Source organism: Amphritea pacifica, from assembly GCF_016924145.1.
GTDB classification, from domain to species: Bacteria; Pseudomonadota; Gammaproteobacteria; order Pseudomonadales; family Balneatricaceae; genus Amphritea; species Amphritea pacifica.
The window spans coordinates 14,758-37,994 of the sequence record NZ_JAFFZO010000043.1 but is presented as its reverse complement, the minus strand read 5'-3'; the positions used below and the strand labels follow the sequence as shown (position 1 = coordinate 37,994).

The following is a 23,237-nucleotide window of genomic DNA, read 5'->3' as shown; positions in this document are numbered from 1 at the left end:
ATCACAAAGAATACTTCGCCGGTGAAGCGGCACTGAAAGCGGCGGGTGAAGACAACACCATGAACCAGTTCGGTTAATATCTGACCTGACCAGGTGATAAAAAGGGACGCTTCGGCGTCCTTTTTTTATGCCAGCAGTATTCATGCCACCCCTAAAGTACCCATTATTTTTTAATGGTTATTTTGACCTGGCGCAGCGGCATCATCCAAGGATTGTTTCAGCCAGCTAAAATTGTCTTAAATCAATACTTTTCTAATTAAATAAGCATCAAATAGGTTCACTTTTTGATAGCCGTTTAACAAAAGGATGGTCTTAATGAACAGAAAAGCTCTTTCCGCATTAGTGCTGGGTGTATCACTGGCTGCCACAGCTAACTGTATGGCATACGAAGCAGGCGATATGATCTTACGGGTAGGTGCGGCGAACGTTGACCCACAGACATCGAATAACACACTCGTTCCAGGTTTAGATGTCGACGCCAATACCCAGCTGGGTATTACCGGCACCTATATGCTGACCGATAACCTCGGTCTGGAACTGCTGGCTGCGACCCCTTTCAAGCACGACATTACCCTTAATGGAGCGAAGGTCGGTGATACTAAACATCTGCCACCGACCCTGTCCCTGCAGTACTATCCGATGGATAGCAGTTCTGCCTTTCAGCCCTATGTCGGGCTGGGCATTAACTACACCGCTTTCTTCTCAGAAAACACAACAGGCGCTCTGGCCGGGACTAAACTGCAGCTTGATAGTTCATGGGGACTGGCGGGTCAGATAGGTGTCGATTATTCACTTAATGATCAGTGGCTTCTGAATGCCGCAGTCTGGAAGATGGATATCAATACCGATGTAAAAGTGGATGGTACCAATCTGGGCGAAATTGAGATCGACCCAATGGTGTATATGGTTTCTGTCGGCTACAAGTTCTGATTAAAGCTGATCAGACCGGATGCTGGGACGGCCCCCGCCTCCCAGCATCATCCAGATACTCTGAGTAACAGCACCTCAATATTATCGCTTTATATTTCCCCCGATTGATATCATTAAACACGATCAACTCCAGATAATGAATACTGGTTATAAGCAATTATAAAGAGTGTTATCTACTGGCGTATCAATTAGTTATATAAGAGTGATTTACTTTGACCCGGTTTTAATAAAATGTGAAAATCCCGTACTGTTTATACCAGATAAGCAATAGCCTGGATGTAACGGGTCTGGCGGCTTGGGTGGTGTTTTACAAATTTATCTTTTCCAGGAGCGTTAATCCCTATGTTTGTTAGAGCTCGGATACTGGCTGAAACACGTCAGGAAGTTATCAGGCATGAGCAGAAAAACAAGAAGCTTGAGCAGGAACTGAATACAGCACAGGAACGCATCGCTCTACTGGAGTCACAATTAAGACAGGCCACAGGCGAAAAAGATAACGATATCGGGGTAATGAGGGGCGCGATTCAGGGCTTTTCAAAACTCAACAATATTCGCGAACGAATCGCATCAATGGCGACTCACCTGCTTTCTGAACGGAATAAGATACTGGACTCTGCAACGATCTATGATCAATCCTCCTCCAATATGAAAAAACTGGTAGCGGGTCTCAGTGATGTCAATGGTGAAGTCAGTACCATACATGAGCAGGTATCAACACTTCGTAATGTTGCTGAAGAGATCACCCAGTTTGTCGGCAGTATCAAGAATATTTCTGAACAAACAAACCTTCTGGCGCTGAATGCAGCCATTGAGGCAGCCAGAGCCGGCGAACAGGGTCGCGGTTTTGCGGTCGTTGCCGATGAAGTCCGTAACCTGGCAAAACGGGCCAGCGAAGCCAGTGGAGAGATTGAAAAGCTGGTTGCACAGATAGACCATAGCACTCAGGAAACAGGCAGCAGTATCTCTGAGACACTCAATAACTGTGGTTCAATGCTAGGCAATGCAACTGAAACCAACGCATCCCTGGAACGGCTAATCAATCACTCTGTTTCGATGCATGAAACCATTACCGATGAAGCGATGGCCAGTTTCCTTGAGACAGTAAAAATGGATCATATGGTCTGGAAACAAGACATATACAACCATTGGCTGAACAAAGAATCCGGGGATGGCCAGATCGCAGACCACAATCAGTGCCGTTTGGGCAGATGGTATTATGAAGGTGACGGTGCTCAGACCTACAAAACAATGCCAAGCTTTGCCTCACTGGAAACCCCTCATGCTGAGGTACATAAAGGTGGATTGTTAGCACTGGAACGTATCGCAGAGAATGATCTGAAGGGATCACTGGAAGGCATCCGGTTGATGGAACGTGCCAGCGATGAAACATTCACAATACTGGATAGGCTGGGCGCTGAAATCGGTAAGTAACCGATAGCCCTGCCCCTGATAGGTATAAAGCCGGTACGTATAAAAAGGGTGAACATACTCACCCTTAGACTCTTTAGCCCGATCACCTGCGTCCCCGTACTGACATTATTTCTCTCCCTCCTGAGAAAAAGAAAATCCCCCCCTATAGAGTGCTCATACCTATTACAATGAATAATCTGCCAAACTAAACTAATCTTCAGCTAACATACAGCTGAGACAGACCGATGCAGAACCTGCTAACTAATATTCCGGCACAGCTTCCTGGTGAGTTATTTACAACGCTGTTAGAAAATAACCACCTGAAGATTGAGCGTATCGTATCCCGGGGGCATCACTCCCCCGAAAACTATTGGTATGATCAGGATCAGCATGAGTGGATTCTGCTGATTCAGGGTACCGCCCAGATCGGTTATCCCGATAGTCAGTCAAGGACGCTCCATTGCGGTGATTACCTCCATATCCCCGCGCACCGACGGCATCGTGTTGAATGGACATCACCCAATGAAGACACCATATGGCTGGCGATCCATTACGGCTGATTGTGGCAAATAGCCGTTACAGCTTCCTCTGATACACTGAAAATCTACTAAAAAACTTATAAATACAAAGGAATACCCATGACAGGTGATGTAAAACTTCCATCGCTGATCGATAGTGAATTAGTACTGTCTAACCGTATTGCAACGCTAACGTTCAGGCGCCACGATGTACGTAACGCCCTCACAGGCACTGGACTGATTGACGATATTATCCAGGTGGCAGAGTGGGTTAACCGCACTCCTGAAGTGTCGGTGCTGATACTGACCGGCGAGGGCAGCGCGTTCTCAGCCGGCGGCAATATCAAAGAGATGAGTGAGCGGGATGGCATCCATAAACACGGAGCTTTTGGGGGCGATGTCTATACGGTTCAGGAAAAATACCGCCAGGGCATTCAGCGCATTCCTCTGGCCATGGGCCATATTGATATCCCGGTGATCGCGGCGATTAATGGGCCGGCCATTGGTGCTGGCTTTGATCTGACCTGTATGTGCGATCTGCGCATTGCATCAACTCAGGTATTGCTGGGTGAAACCTTCGTCAACCTCGGCATCATCCCCGGTGATGGTGGAGCCTGGTTTCTACAACGACTCATCGGCTATCAAAAAGCGGCAGAACTGACACTGACCGGCAAAATGATCGGCGCTGATGAGGCGAAAGAGCTGGGCATCCTGTTAGAGGTAGTAGAGCCAGAACAACTGATGGGCAGGGCGATGGAACTGGCAAGCAGAATAGCGGACAAACCACCACAGGCACTCAGAATGACAAAACGGTTGCTGAAAACCGCCCAGAAAATGGAACTGCCCGAGTTTCTGGAACATTGCGCTCTGATGCAGGGGATTTGCCACAACACCGAAGACCACCTGGAAGCGGTCAACGCCTTTGTTGAAAAACGGCCGCCAAACTATCACGGCAGATAAGCAAACCCTGTTATAGCAAAATGCCTACTCTACTGACGCCTGCTCTCTGGCGTCAGTTTTAAACTGCAATTTTGCCAGACGTGAATACAGCTCAGAGCGTTGCAACAACTCCTCATGGCGTCCCATAGCAACAACTCTCCCCTGGTCCATTACCACGATCTGGTCTGCATGCAGAATCGTCGACAACCGGTGCGCGATAATAATGGTTGTTCTGCCCTGCATCAAAGTATCCAGTGCCAGTTGAACTTTATGTTCACTCTCGGTATCCAGCGCGCTGGTCGCTTCATCCAGCAGCAGTATCCTTCGGTCATTGAGGATCGCCCGGGCAATAGCGATCCGCTGTTTCTGGCCACCCGAGAGACGTACCCCCTGCTCTCCCAGATCGCTGTAATACCCATCCGGGAGACGTTCAATAAACTCATGGGCATAGGCGGCTTTTGCTGCCGCAATCACCTCATCGGTACTGGCATCATTGCGCCCATAGCGGATATTTTCAATCACATTGGCGGTGAAAAGTGCCGGTTGCTGCGAGACCAGCGCAATCTGTTGTCTGAGCTCCCGGGGGTCAAGATCCCGCAGATCGGCTGTATCAAAACAGATCTGACCACGCTGAGGGTCATAGAAGCGTAACAACAGCTCAAATACAGTGGACTTACCCGCTCCGGATGGCCCCACCAGAGCAGTGATAGCGCCTTCGGCGAAGGTTAGCGAAAAGTCTGCCAGAGCCGCCTGATCCGGACGGGATGGGTAATTAAAACTCACATCGTTAAGCCGCAACTCAGCCCGCAGATTAGCAGTATCTGTGGCAGTCTCCTTATCAGGGGCCTGTATCTCGCTCTGGGCATCAAGCAGCTCCATCAGCCGCTCGGTGGCACCGACGGCCCGCTGAAGCTCACCATAAACCTCCGACATGGTGCCAACCCCCATGGCAACGATCAGCGCATAAAACACAAAAGCGCCCAGTTCACCGGCGGTCATGGCCCCGGTGATCACATCATAACCGCCAACCCAGAGCATCCCGGAGAGCGCCCCGAAAACCAGCAGGATAACCATCGCCATCAATGACGCCCTTTGACGAATACGCTTCTGTGCGATGCTGAAAGCACTGTCTACCTCAAGGCCAAATGCGCGACTCTCATGCAGCTCCTGCGTATAACTCTGCACCGTCTTAATCTGCTGAATCGCCTCACCGGCATAACTGCCAACATCGGCAATACTATCCTGGCTTTTACGCGCCAGTGCCCGCACCCTGCGGCCGAAGATCAGAATCGGCAACAGGATCAGCGGCACACCGGCAACGATAATTAAGGACAACTTGATATTGGTGACAAACAACATAATCAGCGCACCGGACGTCGTTACCAGACTACGCAGTGCCATCGAGAAAGAGCTGCCAATGATCGATTGCAACAGAGTGGTATCGGTGGTCAGACGGGACATAATCTCGCCACTGCGGTTAGTTTCAAAGAAACTGGGGTGCAGACCGATCACATTATCGAACACCGCCTGACGAATATCGGCGGTCACCCGCTCGCCAAGCCAGGAGACCAGATAGAAACGGACAAAGGTACCAATGGCCATCAGCACCGCCATCCCGATCAGCACCAGAATCGCCTGATTCAGCTGCGTGACAGAGCCCGCGACAAAGCCCTTATCGATCACCAGTCGCACACCCTGACCGATCGCCAGGGTTATACCTGCGGTGAATAGCAGCGCGATCATCGCGCCGACCCAGTACTTGCGATATGGCAGCATAAACCGCAATAACTGGGCCAGCGTTGATAATTTATTCATCCGTGCGAAACCCGAATAGAAAAACGGTTGCAAAGAGAGCTGCTCAGAAGACAGTGGTTAATGCGTTAACCACTTGCTTTTCAACAGCCGCCAGAGTTGTGGCAGAGCCTGCCTGATCCAGTAGAACTGATACTTCAGCGTTAGCTGCCCCCAGCCCGTGCTGGCGTATTTACGCGCACTGGTGATCAGTTCCACACCGGTATTGACTAATTGTACGCCCTGTTGATGGGCTCGCCAGACAAGCAGATGATCTTCACCATACACTGCTTCGACCGGATAACCACCCAAGCGTTCAAATTGCCTGGCCGAAAGGCAGAACCCCTGGTCGCCAAAGGGTAAACCCAAATAGCGTGACCGCAGATTGGCCCCCAGGCTATTGAGCCACACCGGCCCAGCACCGTCGTTCAGGAAGCGCAGATTAAAATAGTGCAGCGCATCAGGCCGACGTGTCAGACTCTGATTAAGCATCTGCCACTGACGATGGCTGAGTTGACTATCCAGATGAAGAAACCAGATATACCCGGACTCAACCTCTCGCGCCCCGGTATTCAATTGCCGGGCTCGTCCCGCTTCAACGGTTAAAGCATCAATCTGATCACTGCTGGGTAAATGCGAAATAAGATGTTCAGAGGCCGGACAAAACACAAAAATGATTTTTTGTGCCTGCTGCAGACAAGCAAGCTGGCCGAGCATCGGCTGCAGACTGGTTTCGGCCGGACCGACCGGAATCACGACAGAGATACTATGCTGACACAACACCTGATCGCTCATTAAACTATATCGTTTCCTAAAATATAGCGTTTACTAAAATATATCGCTGACTGAAATATCCGGGGGAAACCAGGCTAAACATCACTGCCTGACTAAGCTTTACTACATGACTAAGCTTTACTACATGACCAAGCTTTAATACATGACCAAGCTTCACAACATAACTAGGTTTCGCTGCATGATGCTCCATACCTGAAACATGAAAAACAGCGATGGTGCTTCATACTGATCTGCTGTTCCAGCGCCTGGCGCAGGTCACCACCCAGATCATATTCGGGATCATCATCCACCAGCGTGCAGGCATAAACCCTCATCCGGCCATTTTGCTTGACCACCATCTTACTGAAGGCACACATAAAGCTGTTGCGGGTCTCTTCGGTATGATAGTGAGTCATACAGTGGGTGGTGATATCCGGCCCATGGCCATGACTCCCCGGCGGCAGAAAGTCCGGGAAGGCAACAAACTTAGTTTCAGCCGGTAATCCGCGTGAGACTAATAAGTCCCGATAGGACTGCTCTACCTCCACAGAGTTCTCTGCTTCTGCCATATGACGCGCCACCGATACATGAAAGCCCATATCGTAAAGCGCTTTCATCCCCTTCAGCGCAAGGTCAAACATCCCCTGACCCCGCCCGGCGTCATGCTCCGCTTCAACAGGCGAATCGATACTGACTCTGAAACTGACCGGAAAACGGCTCTTTAATAATGGCACCAACTGATGCAGACGTTTTTGCAGTGCATCGGTGCCATTGGTCAGCACCAGACAGGGAGCGTGCTCAGAAGCACGCTGGAGAATCCTGATGAGGTCTTTGGCCAGAAAAGGCTCCCCACCGGTAAAGGAGAACTGTTCAACGCCCAGCTCAAGGGCCTGATCGATAAAGGGCGTCACATCCTCAAGCTTCAGCAGTTGCAGCCGCTGATCACCGGGTCCCGACCCCTCAAGGCAGAAGTCGCAGCTGAGATTGCAGGCCGTTCCGGTATGAAACCACAACTCTTTCAACAGATAAGGGCGAATATAACCCCGATCAGAACCATCAGCTGTTGTATACCAGTCACGACTCCGTATCCGTTCCATATCAACCCCTTACCTCTCTTTGAGTAAAACCTGTAACAGTTGTAACAGCTGTTGCCGGGCAGGACGGGAATCATACGCAAGTGTTCCCAGCAGCCGGCGCAAATCAGCTTCAGTATCCACATCATAGCCCGTGGAGCTGAAAGCAACCTGAAAATCAGCCGCTTCACATGCACAGGCCAGTTGCGCCCCCAGCTGTGGGGTACTCCAGGGCAGATTTTCCAACACTGGCCAGGGGCTGCGCCCGCCCATCGCGGTGACACCGCCATCTTCGGCAGGTGAAAGCACAATATCACTCTGCTGCAGTAACTGGCAAAGCTCAGCATAACGCTGAGCGTTGTGCTCCGGCGCATCGGTTCCGATAAACAGCAACTGTTCAACCCCCTGCTGTCGTACAATCCGATCCACATAATTCAGTTTTGCCCCCAGATTACCTTCGCACTGAGGAATTACCTGACATTCCCGCAACAGCAGATCTTCTGCCCACTGGCGATCAGCTTCACTGCCGGGTGAAAGCACGACCGGTCCCGGCCAGCTTCTGGCATCCTCAAGGGCGCAATTGAGCAACGCACAGGCAACCTGATAGGCGGCATCTTTACCCAGTGTCGCGGCGATGCGCTGCTTACCCTGACCATGCAATGGCCGTTTACAAAAGATAACCAGTGTTGGCTGCTGACTCATCTATCCATCCTTTAAACAGAAAAAAGGCAGCCACTTGCTGCCTTTAAAAACCACTTAACACTCGGGTTTAGTTAGCCTTCACGAAACCAGGTGGTTCCTTCGCGACTATCTTTGAGAATAATCCCCTGGGCGACCAGGTCTTCCCGAATCTGATCAGCAGCGGCGAAATTCTTCGCTTGCTTCGCATCAGCACGCTGTTGAATCAGCGCTTCGATCTGTTCCGGGGTAATCTCACCGGCTTTACTTTCACCCTGTAAAAACGCTTCTGGTGACTGCTGTAACAGCCCAAGAATACCACCCAGCTGTTTTAACTGAGCAGCCAGTGCCGGTGCTTTTGCATCCCCGGCCCGTGAGGCAGAGTTAAGTTCGTTAACCAGCTCAAACAGCACTGCCAGGGCTTTTGGGGTGTTGAAATCATCATCCATCGCAGCATAGAAGCGCCCTTCGTAGTCGTTATCCAGTTCAGCAGCAACCGCTTCAACGCCATTCAGCGCCTGATAGAAACGCTCCAGAGCGCTGCGGGCTTCCTTAAGGCTACTCTCGGAGTAATCGATATAACTGCGATAATGTACGGAAGAAAGGAAATAACGGACCACCTCAGCATCGTACTTTTCCAGTACATCACGGATGGTAAAGAAGTTGCCCAGAGATTTGGACATCTTCTCGGCATTGACCCGCACCGCCCCGGCGTGCATCCAGGTATTGACGAATTTAACGCCGTTCGCCGCTTCAGACTGAGCGATCTCATTCTCATGGTGCGGAAATGGCAGATCCGGCCCGCCACCATGGATATCAAAGGTATCACCGAGACAGCATTTAGACATCGCTGAACACTCAATATGCCAGCCGGGCCGGCCTGTTCCCCAGGGAGACTCCCAGCTCACCTCCCCCGGCTTGGCGGCTTTCCAGAGTACAAAATCCAGCGGGCTCTCTTTGGCATCCTGAACCTCAACCCGGGCACCGGAGCGCAGTTCATCAATATTTTTGTTGGTCAGTTTGCCATAGTCGGCAAACTTCTCAACCCGATAGTAGACATCACCATTGGCGGCGGCGTAGGCAAAACCCTTTTCAATCAGCACCTGCACCATATCAATAATATCCTGCATATGCGCAGTCGCACGGGGCTCACGATCCGGGCGCAGAACACTGAGTTTATCTTCATCCTCGTGCATCGCCTCGATCATACGATCGGTCAGTTGATCAGGACGTTCGCCATTCTCCTGAGCCCGCTTAATGATCTTGTCATCAACATCGGTGATATTGCGGATATAGTTAACATCCCAGCCTCGGGCCCGCAGATAGCGGGTAATTACGTCAAACGCCACCATCACCCTTGCATGTCCGATATGACAGAAGTCGTATACGGTGATACCGCATACATACATATTGATCTTGCCCTCTTCCAGCGGCTGGAACGGGGCTTTTTCTTTGGTCAGGGTGTTATAGATCTGCAACATCGGAATTCGCTTATGAGTCAGGTCAGGATGAAGTTCAGTAAAAAACAAGCTGACCATTATAGAGGAAACCGGCGGGGATTTAACAACCTGATTAAAATTACTTTTATCACGCAACAGCGAGCTGTCTATTTGTCTCAAAATGAGGGATCTGATCGTTGATCCAGAACAGTTCCTGCCACAATTGCTGTAATAATAGTTAAAACAACACAGACTTATAAGAATAAACTAATATAGTAAGTTGACGTTTTAGTATGCCCGGGAGTACCACAATGAACAGCCCAGTCAAAGATACCAGGCAAACCCGAATGATGGATGGCAACGAAGCCGCCGCCTATATTGCTCATCACCTCAATGATGTTATCGCGATCTACCCGATCACTCCGGCTTCACCCATGGGGGAGATGAGTGATAGCTGGAGTGCCGACGGAGTCAGAAACCTCTGGGGCGTAGTACCCGATGTGATTGAGTTACAAAGCGAAGGCGGGGCCGCCGGTGCGGTTCACGGAGCTTTGCAGGCCGGGGCAAAAACCACTACTTTTACTGCCTCTCAGGGGTTGCTGCTTAAAATCCCGAATATGTATAAGATTGCCGGAGAGCTGACGCCGACTGTTTTTCATATTGCTGCTCGCTCGCTGGCGACCCACGCTCTGTCAATTTTCTGTGACCACAGTGATGTGATGGCTACCCGGTCAACCGGCTTCGCGATGCTTGCTTCCAACTCGGTACAGGAGGTGATGGATATGGCCACCATCGCCGAGATGTCTACTCTGGAGGGACGGGTACCGCTACTGCATTTCTTTGATGGATTTCGTACCAGCCATGAAGTCAGCAAGGTCGAGGTGGTCACCGAAGCGATGCTGCGACAGTTGATCAATATGGAGCGGGTACGGGATTGCCGCAACCGGGCACTATCACCCGATCATCCTGTAGTGCGTGGCACCTCCCAGAACCCGGATATCTTTTTCCAGGCCCGGGAAGCCTGCAACCCCTATTACGAGGCCTTCCCTGAGATCGTGCAGCAGGCGATGAACCGCTTTGCCGAAGTGACGGGGCGTCAATACCAGCTTTACGAATATGAAGGGGCGATAGATGCCGAGTCGGTGATTGTTCTGATGGGGTCTGGTGCGGAAACCGCCAGCGAAACCGTCGACTTTATCAATCGCAACGGCGGCAAAACCGGAGTCCTGAAAGTTCGGCTGTTCCGACCGTTCGACGCCACCCGTCTGCTCAATGCCCTGCCTGACAGTGTAAAACAGATCGCGGTACTGGATCGCACCAAAGAACCCGGTGCCGACGGAGAGCCGCTGTACAAAGATATCGCCACGGCATTTATACAATCAATCCTGTCCGGAAAGCTAACCGCAGATAAGCTTCCGAAACTCTTGGGCGGGCGTTTTGGTCTCTCCTCAAAAGAGTTTACCCCCGCGATGATTCGCGGTGTATTTGATGAGCTGGCCAAACCGCAGAGCAAAAATCTGTTTACCGTTGGTATCGATGACGACCTGACTCACACCAGTATCAGCTATGATCCTCACTTTATTACCGATGCCCATAATGATGCCTATCAGGCGGTATTTTATGGCCTGGGCGCTGACGGGACGGTCAGTGCCAATAAGAACAGTATTAAAATCATCGGCGATCAGGACGGCTATTATGCGCAGGGGCACTTTGTTTACGATTCGAAGAAATCCGGCGCGGTAACCGTTTCCCATCTGCGGTTCGGTCCTCACAAGATTCATTCAGCCTATGAAATACAGGAGGGACAGGCGGATTTCGTCGCCTGCCATCAACCCCGTTTCCTGAGCCTTTATCCGATGCTGGAAAAAGCCCGTCATGGCGCGGTATTCCTTTTGAATAGCAGCGCTGCACCGGATGAACTCTGGGACACCCTGCCCGAAACCGTCCAACAACAGCTGATCGAAAAGCAGATCCGCCTGTATGCTATCGATGCCTACCGGGTTGCGACCGAATGCGGTATGGGTAAACGAATCAATACCATTATGCAGAGCTGCTTCTTTAAGATTTCCGGGATTCTGCCAATTGATCAGGCGATCGCGCTGATCAAAGACGCTGTCAGGAAATCCTATAGCAGCAACCCGAAAGTGGTTGAGTTGAACCTCAATGCAATTGATGCCAGTCTCAGCCAGCTGCATGAAATTAAGGTTCACGAGCGGGCCACCAGCCGCATTCCGATGCATGAACTGAGTGCCAATCGCGCCAATGACTTTGTTCGCCAGCTGACCGCAGAACTGATTGCCGGTCACGGTGACCGGATACCGGTCAGCGCCCTCTCTGCTGATGGCACCTGGCCCACCGGCACCACAGCATTCGAAAAGCGCGATCTGGCGACAGAGCTGCCGCTGTGGGATGAAGAGCTGTGCACCCATTGTGGTAAGTGTGTGTTGGTCTGCCCTCACAGCGTTATCCGTAGCAAGATTTTTGATAAGTCACTGTTGCAAGAAGCCCCGGATGGATTCCGGGCCGTGCCCGTCAAAGGCGCGAAAGATTTTCCTGAAGACAGCTATATCAGCTATCAGGTCTCTCCCGAAGACTGTACAGGCTGTACTCTGTGTGTTGATATCTGCCCGATTGTTGATAAACAGCATCCGGAGCACAAAGCGATCAACATGGTACCGAAGGAACAAACCTTCGGAGTGGAAAAAGACAACTGGGAGTTTTTCCTGTCTTTGCCAGAGTTTGACCGCACCACACTGAAAAATACAACTCTTAAGGGCTCGATGGTATTTCAGCCTCTGTTCGAGTTCAGCGGAGCCTGTTCCGGCTGTGGTGAAACCTCCTATATTCGCCTCGCCAGTCAGCTATTTGGCGACCGGATGCTGGTTGCCAACGCCACCGGTTGTTCATCTATCTATGGTGGCAACCTGCCCACCACTCCCTGGACCAAAAACCCGGATGGTCGCGGGCCTGCCTGGAACAACTCTCTGTTTGAAGATAATGCCGAGTTTGGGCTGGGTATGCGGGTGGCGCTGGATAAACAGAAAGCCTATGCCATCAGCCTGTTGCAGGAATTAAAGGAGAAGCTTGATCCTGAACTGGTTGAATCGTTGCTGACTGAAACAGAAGCTGATGAAGCCGGTATCGAGCACCAGCGCCAGTCAGTCGAAAAGCTTAAACTCGCGCTGGATGGCCTCAGCGATCATTCGGAGATCGGAGACAAAGCCGTTGAGCTGCGTCATCTTGCTGATCAGCTCTGCCGTAAGAGTGTGTGGATTATCGGGGGGGATGGCTGGGCATATGATATCGGTTTTGGCGGACTTGACCATGTACTGGCTTCAGGACGCAACGTCAATATCCTGGTATTGGATACCGAGGTGTACTCCAATACCGGCGGCCAGACATCCAAGGCAACACCGATTGGCGCAGTCGCGAAATTCTCCGCATCCGGCAAATCGGTCGCGAAAAAAGATCTGGCCCGCATCGCCATGGACTACGAGCATGTCTATGTGGCCCATGTGGCTTATGCTGCCAAAGACGTTCAGACCCTGCGGGCATTTCTCGAAGCGGAATCCTATGATGGCCCGTCACTGATTATCGCCTACTCCCCCTGTATCGCTCACGGCTTCGAGATGAAGGATAACCACCTGCATCAGCAGTTAGCCGTCGATAGCGGTCACTGGCCGCTGTTCCGCTACGACCCCCGTCTGGCAGATCAGCATAAAAACCCACTGAAGATGGACTCCAAACCACCATCGATCCCCTATTCTGAGTTTGCCCGCCGGGAGACCCGCTTCAACTCGCTGTTAAAAGCACACCCCGTTGAGGCCGCAGCATTTCTCGATAAGGCACAACACGATGTCAGCGAACGTTATAAGCGGTATCAGCAGATGGCGGAGATGGATTGGGAGGAAGCGCCATCACCGGAGTAACCAGATAAACCTGACCGGATAACCAGGCTCAATCTTCAGCATTGAGCCCGGCTCTTAATATGATACAGAATTGATTATAGTCATTTAATCTTCGTAACATAAAGCATAGTATTGAGCCATCCAAACGCCGGTCTGCCGTGTGCAACCCATGACGCTAAACGGCTCTATCCGTGTGACACAGGGTAAACCCCTGCCTTAAAGAGAAGGTGAATCAATGAACACTAAACCATCCAGTCCTACCGATGACTTTTCCCAATGTCATATCTCTATCATTAAGAACTTTGAACAGCTTGGAAAACTGGGCAATTCAGAGATCACCGATCCGGTTCAGCCAGAGATCAGGCAAACTGCGGAAACACTGATTACTTTTTTCCACGAAGTAGTGCTCAATCATCACCAGGAAGAGGAGCAGGAACTGTTTAATATCGTGATGGACTGTGCCAGCCCCGGTGAAGAGTTGCAACAAACAGCGATGATGGTGAAACGGCTGACCGAAGAGCACCGCAATCTGGAAAAAGAGTGGAAAAAAATCGAGCCGGATCTTAAGAAACTGGCGAAAGGCAAGTTTGTCGAACTGGACAGGCAGGCCGCAACAGGGATGTCTGAGCATTACCTGCTGCATGCGAAATATGAGGAATCATTTTTTCTGCCCCTGTCAGCTGAAATTCTCAAAAATACCGATCTTGAGTCGCTCGGACTCAGTCTGCACACCCGCCATAACCTGCACAAAACTCCCGGCTATATCTGACAGATACAACAACGGCTACCGATGGGTAGCCGTTTTTTGTTTCAGACTGTCAGACGCTGCGTTATTTTTTCCAGGTGTCGCGCAGTCCGATCGTTTTATTGAATACCGGAGTCTCCGGTGTGTGCTGGTAACGATCCGCAACAAAATATCCCTCACGTTCAAACTGGAACGCGGTTTCCGGAGCGGCATTGATCAGTCCGGGCTCAACCCAGCAATTATCAATCTCCCGGAAAGAGTCCGGGTTGATATTGCTCAGGAAGTCCCCCTCCCCCTTATCAGGAGATTCAACATTGAAGAGACGATCATAGATACGCACTTTCGCCTGCTTACCCTCGGTGGCTGATACCCAGTGCATCACCCCCCGTGGTTTGATACCCTCTTCGGGATTCTCCCCTACGGTTCCCGGGAGCAATGACGCATGGACTTCAATGATCTCACCGGCGGCATCTTTAACCACATCATCGGCCTTGATGACATAAGCACTGCGCAAACGCATATAGTCACCTGGCACCAGCAAACGGAACTTCTTCCGCGACAGGGTTGAGTCTTCGCTGAAGTCAGCCCGGTCGATATAAAGCTCCCGGGTAAACGGCAGTTCACGGCTGCCCATCTCTTTTTGCGGATGCACCGGAGCGCTGAGCATCTCCACTTCGCCTTCCGGAAAGTTGGTAATGATCAGTTTAAGCGGATTCATCACACACATTGCCCGCGCGGCATTGTCGTTCAGGTCTTCACGGATAAAGAACTCAAACTGGGCCATATCCACGGTACCATCGGTTTTAGCGACCGCCAGACTGTCACAGAAATTGCGCACTGCCTGCGGGCTGTAACCCCGCCGACGCATCCCCTGAATCGTTGGCATCCGGGGATCATCCCAGCCACTCACATGGCCTTCATCCACCAGTTGCTTCAGCTTACGCTTACTGGTCACGGTGTAGTTGATGTTCAGGCGGCCAAACTCATACTGGCGCGGGGTACTCGGCACCGGCAGGTTTTCAATAAACCATTCATACAGCGGGCGGTGATCGGCAAACTCCAGAGTACAGATGGAGTGAGTGACCCCCTCAATGGCATCTTCCTGGCCATGGGCGAAATCATAGCTGGGATAGATACACCACTTATCGCCAGTCTGGTGATGTCTTTGCTTACGAATGCGATAAAGAATCGGGTCACGCAGATTCATATTCGGCGATGCCATATCGATTTTAGCCCGCAACACCCGGCTGCCCTCGTCAAACTCGCCATTTTTCATCCGCTCCAGCAGATCGAGGTTTTCCTCTGCCGACCGCTCACGGAACGGGCTGTTCTTGCCCGGCTCAGTCGCCCAGCCACGATACTCACTGGCCTGCTCAGGGCTGAGGTCACATACATAGGCTTTGCCAGCCTTAATCAGGTGCTGTGCCCAGGCGTAAAACGTATCAAAATAATCAGAGGCATAACGCACTTCACCCGCCCAACTGAACCCCAGCCAGCGCACATCATCCATTATCGCGTCGACGAATTCCTGTTCCTCTTTGCCTGGATTGGTGTCGTCAAAACGCAGGTTGCATTCGCCGTTGTACTTTTCTGCAGTACCAAAGTTCAGGCAGATCGACTTGGCATGACCGATGTGCAGATAGCCATTTGGCTCTGGCGGAAAACGTGTGACCACCTTTTCCAGTCCCTGCTGCTGGTCCTGTTCGATAACCTGATGAATAAAGTTGGTAGGTTGTTTCACAGTATTGCTGGCGTCGTTATTGCTCATAGAGGCTTCTTAAACTTCCGTATGGTATCAAGTAGGCCGATATTATAGACAGATGGCCTGCATACAACCATAAGCAAGCCGAAATTAATCAGTTAGTTATCAGATTAATTCTTTAGTATAATAACGCCCATTGAATCGACACAAAAAACTCTCAGTCCAACCAACTAGATAAAAATAACTAGTTAAAACAAAGGGATCGTAAGCATGATCGTACTGCACACTAACTTCGGCGATATCACTATAGAACTGGATTATGAAAAAGCGCCTAAGTCAGCAGAAAACTTCGAAAACTATGTTAAAGATGGCTTCTACGATGGAGTTATTTTTCACCGGGTTATTGATGGCTTTATGATCCAGGGTGGTGGTTTTGAACCCGGCATGGTCAGCAAGAAAACCGCCGGGAGCATCGAGAACGAAGCAGATAACGGCCTGCAGAACAAACGGGGTACCCTGGCGATGGCCCGCACTATGGATCCTCACAGCGCATCGGCTCAGTTCTTTATTAACGTCAGCGATAACACCTTCCTCGACCATACGGCTAAAACCACAGAAGGCTGGGGCTATGCCGTGTTTGGTAAAGTAACAGAGGGTATGGATGTGGTTGATAAGATCAAAGGGGTTTCTACCACCTTCCGTGGCGGACACCAGGATGTTCCTGCCGAAGATGTGATCATCACCTCCGCTGAAGTTGTGGCTGCAGATAGCGCTGAGTAATGCGAAGCCTGTTTATATCTGATCTTCATCTTCACAGCGGACGCCCGGATCTTACCCGGACGTTACTGCATTTCCTGGCTACTACAGCAAAAGAGTGTGACCGGCTATACATTCTCGGTGATCTGTTTGAAGCCTGGATAGGCGATGACTTTATAGCGGATGATCTGCAACCGGTTGTCGATGCACTGAAGACGCTCTCCCGGTCAGGCTGCGAGATATTTTTTCAGCATGGCAACCGGGACTTTCTGATTGGCAGTCGTTTTGAAGAACTGACCGGTGTGCAGATTCTGGACGATAGCGAAGTCATTCAACTGGCATCGGGTCCCGCCCTGCTTATGCATGGCGATCAGTTATGTACTGATGACCATGCCTATCAGGCGCTGCGTCAGCAGCTGCGAAACCCGCAATGGCAACAGGCGGTGCTGACCAAGTCTGTCGAAGAACGGCTGGAGATGGCGAAACAGCTACGCATGGCCAGCGAGACCCAGACCGCAGACAAAAGCACCGAGATCATGGATGTTAACCAGCAGGCAGTACTGGCCGCGATGGCCGGCTCGAACTGTAATCTGCTGATCCACGGCCACACCCATCGCCCGGCAGAGCACTCTCTTGAAGGGGGTAAGCGGCGTATCGTCCTTGGAGACTGGGATAAGTCTGGCTGGTATCTGGAAGCGTCAGAACAGGGTGAGAAATTAATCGAATTTGATCTTAATTAATCAAAAGTCGAAACTATAATTATCAAATACAAATATTGATAATTCAGTCAATTTCTCCTCACCTCTTTATACCGGCTCCGCGGCTGCATCTTCACCCTGCCAGTAATGACACAGCTAGACTCGGGTGAAGATGACCTTCAGTCCCAATATAATCATCGTTGCGCCAAGCAACCGGTCGATGCGACTTCCAAGTCTTTTAAACCGGCGGTTGATACCCGGATTTGACAGCAGAGTGACAACAGCTGAAAACCACATCAGCTGAATCAGCATCATCCAGGCGCCATACACTGCAATCTGAACTAACGGCATCTCTGGTGACAATACAACGGTGAACAGGGATATAAAATACACCGGCGCTTTCGGGTTAAGAACATTACAGACAAAACCGGTTATGATATGACGACCTGCTGAAATATCGACTGCAACGGTCTTCGACGGCCGAACTCTTCCAGACGAACTCCGCACGCCCACTATTCCCAGATAAATCAGATAGCTTCCGCCGAGGATTTTAATCACCCAGAGTGCAGTCTCTGAGTTTGCCAGCACTGCGGCTAACCCCAGGCTGGAGTAAAATATATGCACTGACAACCCTAAAGCGATGCCGATACTGCACATAAACCCAGCTTTTCTGCCGTTTGTTAATGTCTGCTGTGAAACCAGCACAAAATCAGGCCCCGGAGACGCCGCGGCCAGAAAGTGCACTGCGCTGATCAATGCTAAACCTTGCAAAAGATCCATAACCCACCCAAAAAATATAATTAATCGACTGATTAACGATATATGATTAATAATCAGGTTATTAACCCCCTTATCTGGAATGGATTTTTGTTGTATGCGCAAGAATGAACAGTATGCACTGATGTACGAGATGGCGGTTTTCGTTGAGGTGGTTAACAGAGGCAGTTTCACCGCTGCGGCCGAGGCTCTCGGCAGTTCGACCTCATCTGTCAGCCGTAGTGTTACGAAGCTGGAAAACCAGCTTTCCACAAACCTGTTACAGCGTACAACCCGCAAATTAAGACTAACCAGCAGTGGCGAGCAGGTATACACCCGCTGTAAACAGATGGTAGAAGGGGCGGAGCTGGTATTGGACATCTGCGATAGCCTGAAACAGGAGATTGAAGGCGACATCAGTATCAGCGTCCCCAAGGCCGTTGGCAGCACCGTGATTCACCCCCTGATGCCAGAGTTTCTTCAGCGTTATCCGAAAGTGAATGTGCAAATGATTCTGGACGACCGTGCACTGGATCTGATCGACAATGGTATCAACCTGGCATTAAGGATCACCGATCAGCCACCACCGGGACTGATGGGCCGGGAGCTTTTCCGGCTGGACCACGTGATATGCGCCTCTATGGAGTATCTGCAACAACATGGACTCCCGGAGCACCCAAAAGAGCTGAAAGACCACAGTTGTATCTATCTGGGTAATAACCCGGCTGACAGCCGCTGGCGATTGAAGAAAGATGGGCAGATCATCGATATTGATGTCAGAGGCCGGTATGCGGCCAATCACACCCAGGTACGTCTTGATGCGGTCAAACAAGGGATCGGTATCGGCACATTACCCGATTTTACCGCCCGCCCCGATCTCGAGGCGGGAAATATTATTCAGCTATTCCCTGACTGGGAGTTTATCACCAACTATCAGGGCGGTGTCTGGGTTCTGTATCCCCCCACCCGTCATCTGCCACAGCGGTTGAAGGTTCTGGTGGACTTTCTGAAAGAAAAACTGCTTAACCCTAGTGTTAGTTAAATGGGTGAATTTCAATGCTTAGAACTGAGTGTTTAAAGTCTGCTGATTAAATCTAACTAGCGTATTAATCCCCCTTCATCAATGCAGAAATACAATCTTTCATCCATACTCTGAAAGCATGGCTGATAAACGGCTATTCTGAACAACGCAACTATCAGCCACGACTCCCATAGATCCCGGATACGATGATAAGCGAGGTCGATAGTATGTCTGCAACCATTCTGCTCGGTACGCGCAAAGGCACGGTGGTGTTGGATAGAATAAGCTCAGTCTGGAAACCCCGCCCCATTATGCATGCAGGCATACCGGTCTGTTACGCAGTACGTGATCCGCGAGATGGTAGTTTGTGGGCATCGCTGGACCACGGTCACTGGGGGCCAAAACTGTCATGCTCCCGTGACGATGGCCTGAACTGGACTGATCTACAGTCGGTCAGATTTCCGCCGGGCGCGCGCCAGATCATACAGTATTTACCGACCCCGGACTTTAACCCGGAAGCGCCAGAGGGACAGCCTGAATACCGCGATGCGACAGTGTTAAAAATCTGGACCATTACCTTTGGCAGCGAGGAGCAGCCTGGAAAAATCTATGCGGGTACCATTCCGGGCGGTTTGTTTGTCAGTAACGATAACGGCGAGACCTGGGAACTCAACCGCCCCCTCTGGAACCATGAAAGTCGCGGGGGCGATCTGTTTAACGGCGACGCAACCAGCGAGAACCGCTGGGGCGGCACCCCCGCCAGCATTGATTACGGTGTGTTTGAGCCGGGAATCCATTCCATCATTATCGACCCCCGTGATCCGAATCACATCTACGTTGCCGCCTCATCTGCCGGCGTCATCGAAACAATCGATGGCGGTCTGAGCTGGAAAGGCCGCAATCAGGGCATGCTAATGGATTATATGCCCAACCCCAGTGCAGACTGGGGCCATGATCCGCATTTTGTCACCGCCTGCCATTCCCAGCCCGATCACCTCTGGCAACAGAACCACTGTGGCGTATTTTACAGCGACGATGGCGCGCAGAGCTGGCACAAAGTCAGCCTGCCAGAAGCCGGTGTCCATTTTGGCTTTCCGGTGGCGGCAGATGCCAGCGACGGGCGCACCGCATGGGTAATACCGGCACAGGGAGATTCGCAACGCATGGCTATTGATGGCGGCTTGTGTGTCGCGCGAACCAGCGATGGGGGGCAGTCCTGGCAACTGTTCCGCAGCGGTCTGCCACAGGATAACGCTTATGATATCGTCCTGAGACATGGTCTTGATGTAGCCGGTGATTGCCTCTGCTTTGGCACCACCACCGGCAACGTTTACCTGTCAGAAGACCGCGGCGAAACCTGGAGCTGCCTGGGTAACAATTTTCCGCCGGTTTATTCTGTGCGCTTCGGGTAGGTGCAATGACCCGAGTTGAAATGACACCCCACCTTTACCGCTTCTTTCCGATGCTGGAAAATCGCGAAATCTGTATACCGGAAGTCTCGGTGGCCGAGGTTATACAAGCGATCGACCGCATCGCACCAGGGTTTTGCGATTACATTCTGGATGAGCATGGTGCCCTGCGCCGGCATATTATGCTCAGCATCAATGAGACGGTTGTGATTGACCGTAAAACGCTCTCAGACCGGATTCCGGATAATGGCACGCTCTTTATCTTTCAGGCGCTTACCGGCGGTTAATCTGGCCCCCTCTGAAGCACTGCATCAACGCTATTCAGTATCAACTGGTTCGATTAATTGCATAGCGAGCCTGTCCCGCCAGACCGCAACACAACTGAAACGATCACATCCCCTTAAGGCTTAGCTCTCTGGAACCGACTATGCATGATAACGAAACCGTTTAAGCCGATTCATTATATGCCAACAGCATATAGGGTTTTATCACCCGATAAGTGTTAGCATACTCCTATCTTACATTAACAAATATTATGTAATTACAAAGACTTATATCTATGGATTTTATCTGGGTTCTGTTCGCTTTTCTTTGTGGTCTGTCGCTTAAAGTTATTGGGATGCCGCCCTTAATCGGCTTTTTACTGGCGGGCTTTCTGCTGCACTTTCTCGGCATTGAGCCCACCGAAAGCCTGGATACCCTTGCTGATCTGGGCATCACCCTGATGCTGTTTACCATTGGCCTTAAACTGCACATTGGAGACCTGCTCCGGCGTGAAGTGTGGGCCAGCACGCTCAGTCATATGGCGTTGTGGATCCTGGTATTTGGCTCTTTTGTCCTATTGATGGCGGTTGTGGCTGTGCCCTATTACAGCGGCCTCGATCTGACCACGGCGGCCCTGCTCGGCTTTGCCCTCAGTTTTAGCAGTACGGTCTGTATCGTTAAGCTGCTGGAAGAAAACGGGGAGATGAAGACCCGTCATGGCCAGCTGGCGATCGGTGTATTGGTGATGCAGGATATCGTAGCAGTGCTGTTTCTGGTGGTTGCCACCGGAAAGCTGCCATCGATCTGGGCTCCGCTTCTGTTCGCGCTGATCTTTGCCCGCCCGATACTCTACAAATTACTGGATAAAGCCGGACATGGTGAACTGCTCCCCTTAACCGGTTTTTTCTTCGCCCTCGGGGGTTACGAACTTTTCCAACTGGTCGGTGTTAAGGGGGATCTCGGGGCGCTGGTATTTGGCATACTACTGGCCCAGCACACTAAAGCCTCAGAATTAACCAAGTCGTTGCTTAGCTTTAAAGATCTGTTTCTGATCGGCTTTTTTCTGTCGATCGGATTTACCGCATTGCCAACCTGGTCAATGCTGGGCACAGCCGCACTGATCGCTCTGCTGATCGGCATTAAGTTCGTGCTGTTCTTTGCTATTTTCACCCGCCTCAGACTGCGCAGTCGCACCGCCTATCTGGCCTCACTGGCCCTGAGTAACTTTAGTGAGTTTGGCCTCATTGTTGCAGCCCTGAGTGTCGATTCCGGCTGGCTTAGCCGCGAATGGCTGGTAATTCTTGCGCTGGCAGTATCGCTGTCTTTTGTGCTGACCAGCGTTCTCTATCCCCGCGCGCATCGCTTTTACATGCAACATAAAGATTATCTGAAACGCTACGAAAACAGCCACCGCCTGAAAGCGGACATTATTGAACAGTTTCCCCATGCAGAGGTTCTGGTCATCGGTATGGGCCGGGTGGGAAAAGGGGCGTATAAAGCGTTGCAGAATATTATTGACCACCGGGTTGCCGGACTCGATTCAGACCGCTTCAGAGCCGCAGAGCTGCAGCAGAAAGGTTTGAATGTCTGCTTTGGCGATGGTGAAGATGCCGATTTCTGGGAAAGCTTTAATACCTCTGACATTAAACTGATACTGCTGGCCCTGCCCTCCATCGAAGATAGCCGTAATATTACCATCCAACTGGCGAACTGTGGTTATCAGGGCCAGATTGCAGCCATTGCCCGCTATGAAGATGACCGGCAAAAGCTGCTGGATGCTGGCATCGATAAAGTGTTTAACTTCTACAGAGAGGCCGGTAGCGGTTTTGCAGAAGACAGTTTGCGGCTGATATCAAGCGACTATAAGCCGCAATCCCAGGGCTAACAGTCCTGTTGCTGCGGTAACGGTTCAACCAGCAGGCTGATCAGACCAGACCGCAAATTCGTTGCCGCCGGGCTCTATAAAATGAAAACGGCGTCCACCGGGAAACTCAAAGATCCCTTTACAGATATCACCACCATGGCTTGCAACTTTTGCCAGGGTTTGTTCAAGATCGCTACTGTAAAACACCAGTAGCGCACTGCCCTTTTCCTGACTCGCAGTCTGGTCTGAAGTAAAGAATCCCCCCTCAAGACCCTGTTGGTCAAATGCACTGTAATCGGGACCATAATCGGTAAAGCGCCAACCAAACACATGGCTGAAAAAACCTTTTGATCCATCAAGATCAGTCGAACCAAACTCTACGTAATTAAGCTTTTCATGCTGCTTATCCATCGCCCCTCTCCTTTTAAGTTACACAGACATATCCCTGAGAGTATCTGCCTGAATTGTAGAGTATAAAAGATCACATGGCATTAGCGGACAAACTCTATCGGTCTCCAACACCACAGAACAGACCTCCACACCAGACAACGCGATCATTTAC

General features: G+C 51.0%; 20 protein-coding genes and 1 pseudogene. 13 read left to right on the top strand and 8 right to left on the bottom strand.

Going from position 1 to position 23,237, the window contains the following annotated elements; genetic code table 11:
- Positions 1–315: 315 nt before the first annotated feature.
- The 5 genes and pseudogenes from JW499_RS19540 to JW499_RS19525 all read left to right on the top strand — a co-directional run bounded on the left by JW499_RS19540 (position 316) and on the right by JW499_RS19525 (position 3,818).
- A complete protein-coding gene (locus JW499_RS19540; protein WP_205212162.1) occupies positions 316–930 on the top strand; it encodes an OmpW/AlkL family protein in 615 nt (204 codons plus the stop codon).
- A gap of 342 nt (positions 931–1,272) precedes the next feature.
- A pseudogene (locus tag JW499_RS23065) lies at positions 1,273–1,959 on the top strand (methyl-accepting chemotaxis protein); the annotation flags it as partial.
- Between the two features lie 24 nt (positions 1,960–1,983).
- Positions 1,984–2,361 carry a CZB domain-containing protein gene (locus tag JW499_RS23060; protein WP_416135411.1) on the top strand — a complete coding sequence of 126 codons (378 nt, stop codon included), beginning with the start codon at positions 1,984–1,986 and terminating at the stop codon, positions 2,359–2,361.
- Between the two features lie 224 nt (positions 2,362–2,585).
- Positions 2,586–2,900: a cupin domain-containing protein gene (locus tag JW499_RS19530; RefSeq protein ID WP_205212160.1), complete on the top strand. Its 315-nt coding sequence runs from the start codon at positions 2,586–2,588 to the stop codon at positions 2,898–2,900.
- A 78-nt stretch (positions 2,901–2,978) separates the two neighbouring features.
- Positions 2,979–3,818 carry an enoyl-CoA hydratase-related protein gene (locus tag JW499_RS19525; RefSeq protein ID WP_205212159.1) on the top strand — a complete coding sequence of 280 codons (840 nt, stop codon included), beginning with the start codon at positions 2,979–2,981 and terminating at the stop codon, positions 3,816–3,818.
- Between the two features lie 24 nt (positions 3,819–3,842).
- On the opposite strand, the gene JW499_RS19520 is transcribed toward JW499_RS19525, so the two are convergent.
- From JW499_RS19520 to cysS, 5 genes are all read right to left on the bottom strand, one after another.
- The gene (locus JW499_RS19520; protein ID WP_205212158.1) at positions 3,843–5,612 is read right to left on the bottom strand and encodes an ABC transporter transmembrane domain-containing protein; all 1,770 of its coding nucleotides are present in this window, start codon (positions 5,610–5,612) and stop codon (positions 3,843–3,845) included.
- Between the two features lie 57 nt (positions 5,613–5,669).
- Positions 5,670–6,383: a glycosyltransferase family protein gene (locus JW499_RS19515; RefSeq protein WP_205212157.1), complete on the bottom strand. Its 714-nt coding sequence runs from the start codon at positions 6,381–6,383 to the stop codon at positions 5,670–5,672.
- Between the two features lie 164 nt (positions 6,384–6,547).
- Positions 6,548–7,459: a radical SAM protein gene (locus tag JW499_RS19510; protein ID WP_205212156.1), complete on the bottom strand. Its 912-nt coding sequence runs from the start codon at positions 7,457–7,459 to the stop codon at positions 6,548–6,550.
- Positions 7,460–7,468: 9 nt separating this feature from the next.
- A complete protein-coding gene (locus JW499_RS19505; RefSeq protein ID WP_205212155.1) occupies positions 7,469–8,137 on the bottom strand; it encodes a TIGR04282 family arsenosugar biosynthesis glycosyltransferase in 669 nt (222 codons plus the stop codon).
- Positions 8,138–8,208: 71 nt separating this feature from the next.
- Entirely contained in the window at positions 8,209–9,594 is a 1,386-nt protein-coding gene (cysS, locus tag JW499_RS19500; RefSeq protein WP_205212165.1) for a cysteine--tRNA ligase, read from the bottom strand.
- Between the two features lie 269 nt (positions 9,595–9,863).
- Between cysS and nifJ the strand changes: the two genes are divergently transcribed.
- Together nifJ and JW499_RS19490 are read left to right on the top strand one after the other, a co-directional pair.
- On the top strand, positions 9,864–13,481 hold the full coding sequence (gene nifJ / locus JW499_RS19495) for a pyruvate:ferredoxin (flavodoxin) oxidoreductase (RefSeq protein WP_232846529.1): 3,618 nt from the start codon (positions 9,864–9,866) through the stop codon (positions 13,479–13,481).
- A gap of 214 nt (positions 13,482–13,695) precedes the next feature.
- The gene (locus JW499_RS19490) at positions 13,696–14,229 is read left to right on the top strand and encodes a hemerythrin domain-containing protein (protein WP_205212154.1); all 534 of its coding nucleotides are present in this window, start codon (positions 13,696–13,698) and stop codon (positions 14,227–14,229) included.
- A 61-nt stretch (positions 14,230–14,290) separates the two neighbouring features.
- Here the strand turns inward: JW499_RS19490 and JW499_RS19485 are convergent, their stop codons facing one another.
- On the bottom strand, positions 14,291–15,973 hold the full coding sequence (locus JW499_RS19485; protein WP_205212153.1) for a glutamine--tRNA ligase/YqeY domain fusion protein: 1,683 nt from the start codon (positions 15,971–15,973) through the stop codon (positions 14,291–14,293).
- 204 nt (positions 15,974–16,177) lie between these two features.
- Between JW499_RS19485 and JW499_RS19480 the strand changes: the two genes are divergently transcribed.
- Together JW499_RS19480 and JW499_RS19475 are read left to right on the top strand one after the other, a co-directional pair.
- Positions 16,178–16,687: a peptidylprolyl isomerase gene (locus JW499_RS19480; protein ID WP_205212152.1), complete on the top strand. Its 510-nt coding sequence runs from the start codon at positions 16,178–16,180 to the stop codon at positions 16,685–16,687.
- Positions 16,687–17,403 (top strand): UDP-2,3-diacylglucosamine diphosphatase, encoded by a 717-nt coding sequence (locus tag JW499_RS19475; protein ID WP_205212151.1) that lies wholly within the window; start codon positions 16,687–16,689, stop codon positions 17,401–17,403. The genes JW499_RS19480 and JW499_RS19475 overlap by 1 nt, the downstream gene beginning before the upstream one ends.
- 114 nt (positions 17,404–17,517) lie before the next feature.
- Here JW499_RS19475 and JW499_RS19470 read toward each other — a convergent pair whose 3' ends face one another.
- Positions 17,518–18,141, bottom strand: a complete 624-nt coding sequence (locus tag JW499_RS19470; RefSeq protein ID WP_205212150.1) for a LysE family translocator — start codon at positions 18,139–18,141, stop codon at positions 17,518–17,520.
- Between the two features lie 94 nt (positions 18,142–18,235).
- Here JW499_RS19470 and JW499_RS19465 point away from each other — a divergent pair, with 94 nt between their 5' ends.
- The 4 genes from JW499_RS19465 to JW499_RS19450 all read left to right on the top strand — a co-directional run bounded on the left by JW499_RS19465 (position 18,236) and on the right by JW499_RS19450 (position 22,696).
- The gene (locus JW499_RS19465) at positions 18,236–19,159 is read left to right on the top strand and encodes a LysR family transcriptional regulator (protein WP_205212149.1); all 924 of its coding nucleotides are present in this window, start codon (positions 18,236–18,238) and stop codon (positions 19,157–19,159) included.
- 206 nt (positions 19,160–19,365) lie between these two features.
- On the top strand, positions 19,366–20,550 hold the full coding sequence (locus JW499_RS19460) for a WD40/YVTN/BNR-like repeat-containing protein (protein ID WP_205212148.1): 1,185 nt from the start codon (positions 19,366–19,368) through the stop codon (positions 20,548–20,550).
- Positions 20,551–20,555: 5 nt separating this feature from the next.
- A complete protein-coding gene (locus JW499_RS19455) occupies positions 20,556–20,834 on the top strand; it encodes a ubiquitin family protein (protein ID WP_232846528.1) in 279 nt (92 codons plus the stop codon).
- Positions 20,835–21,106: 272 nt separating this feature from the next.
- Entirely contained in the window at positions 21,107–22,696 is a 1,590-nt protein-coding gene (locus JW499_RS19450) for a cation:proton antiporter family protein (protein ID WP_205212147.1), read from the top strand.
- A 24-nt stretch (positions 22,697–22,720) separates the two neighbouring features.
- On the opposite strand, the gene JW499_RS19445 is transcribed toward JW499_RS19450, so the two are convergent.
- Positions 22,721–23,086, bottom strand: a complete 366-nt coding sequence (locus tag JW499_RS19445; RefSeq protein WP_205212146.1) for a VOC family protein — start codon at positions 23,084–23,086, stop codon at positions 22,721–22,723.
- Positions 23,087–23,237 lie beyond the last annotated feature (151 nt).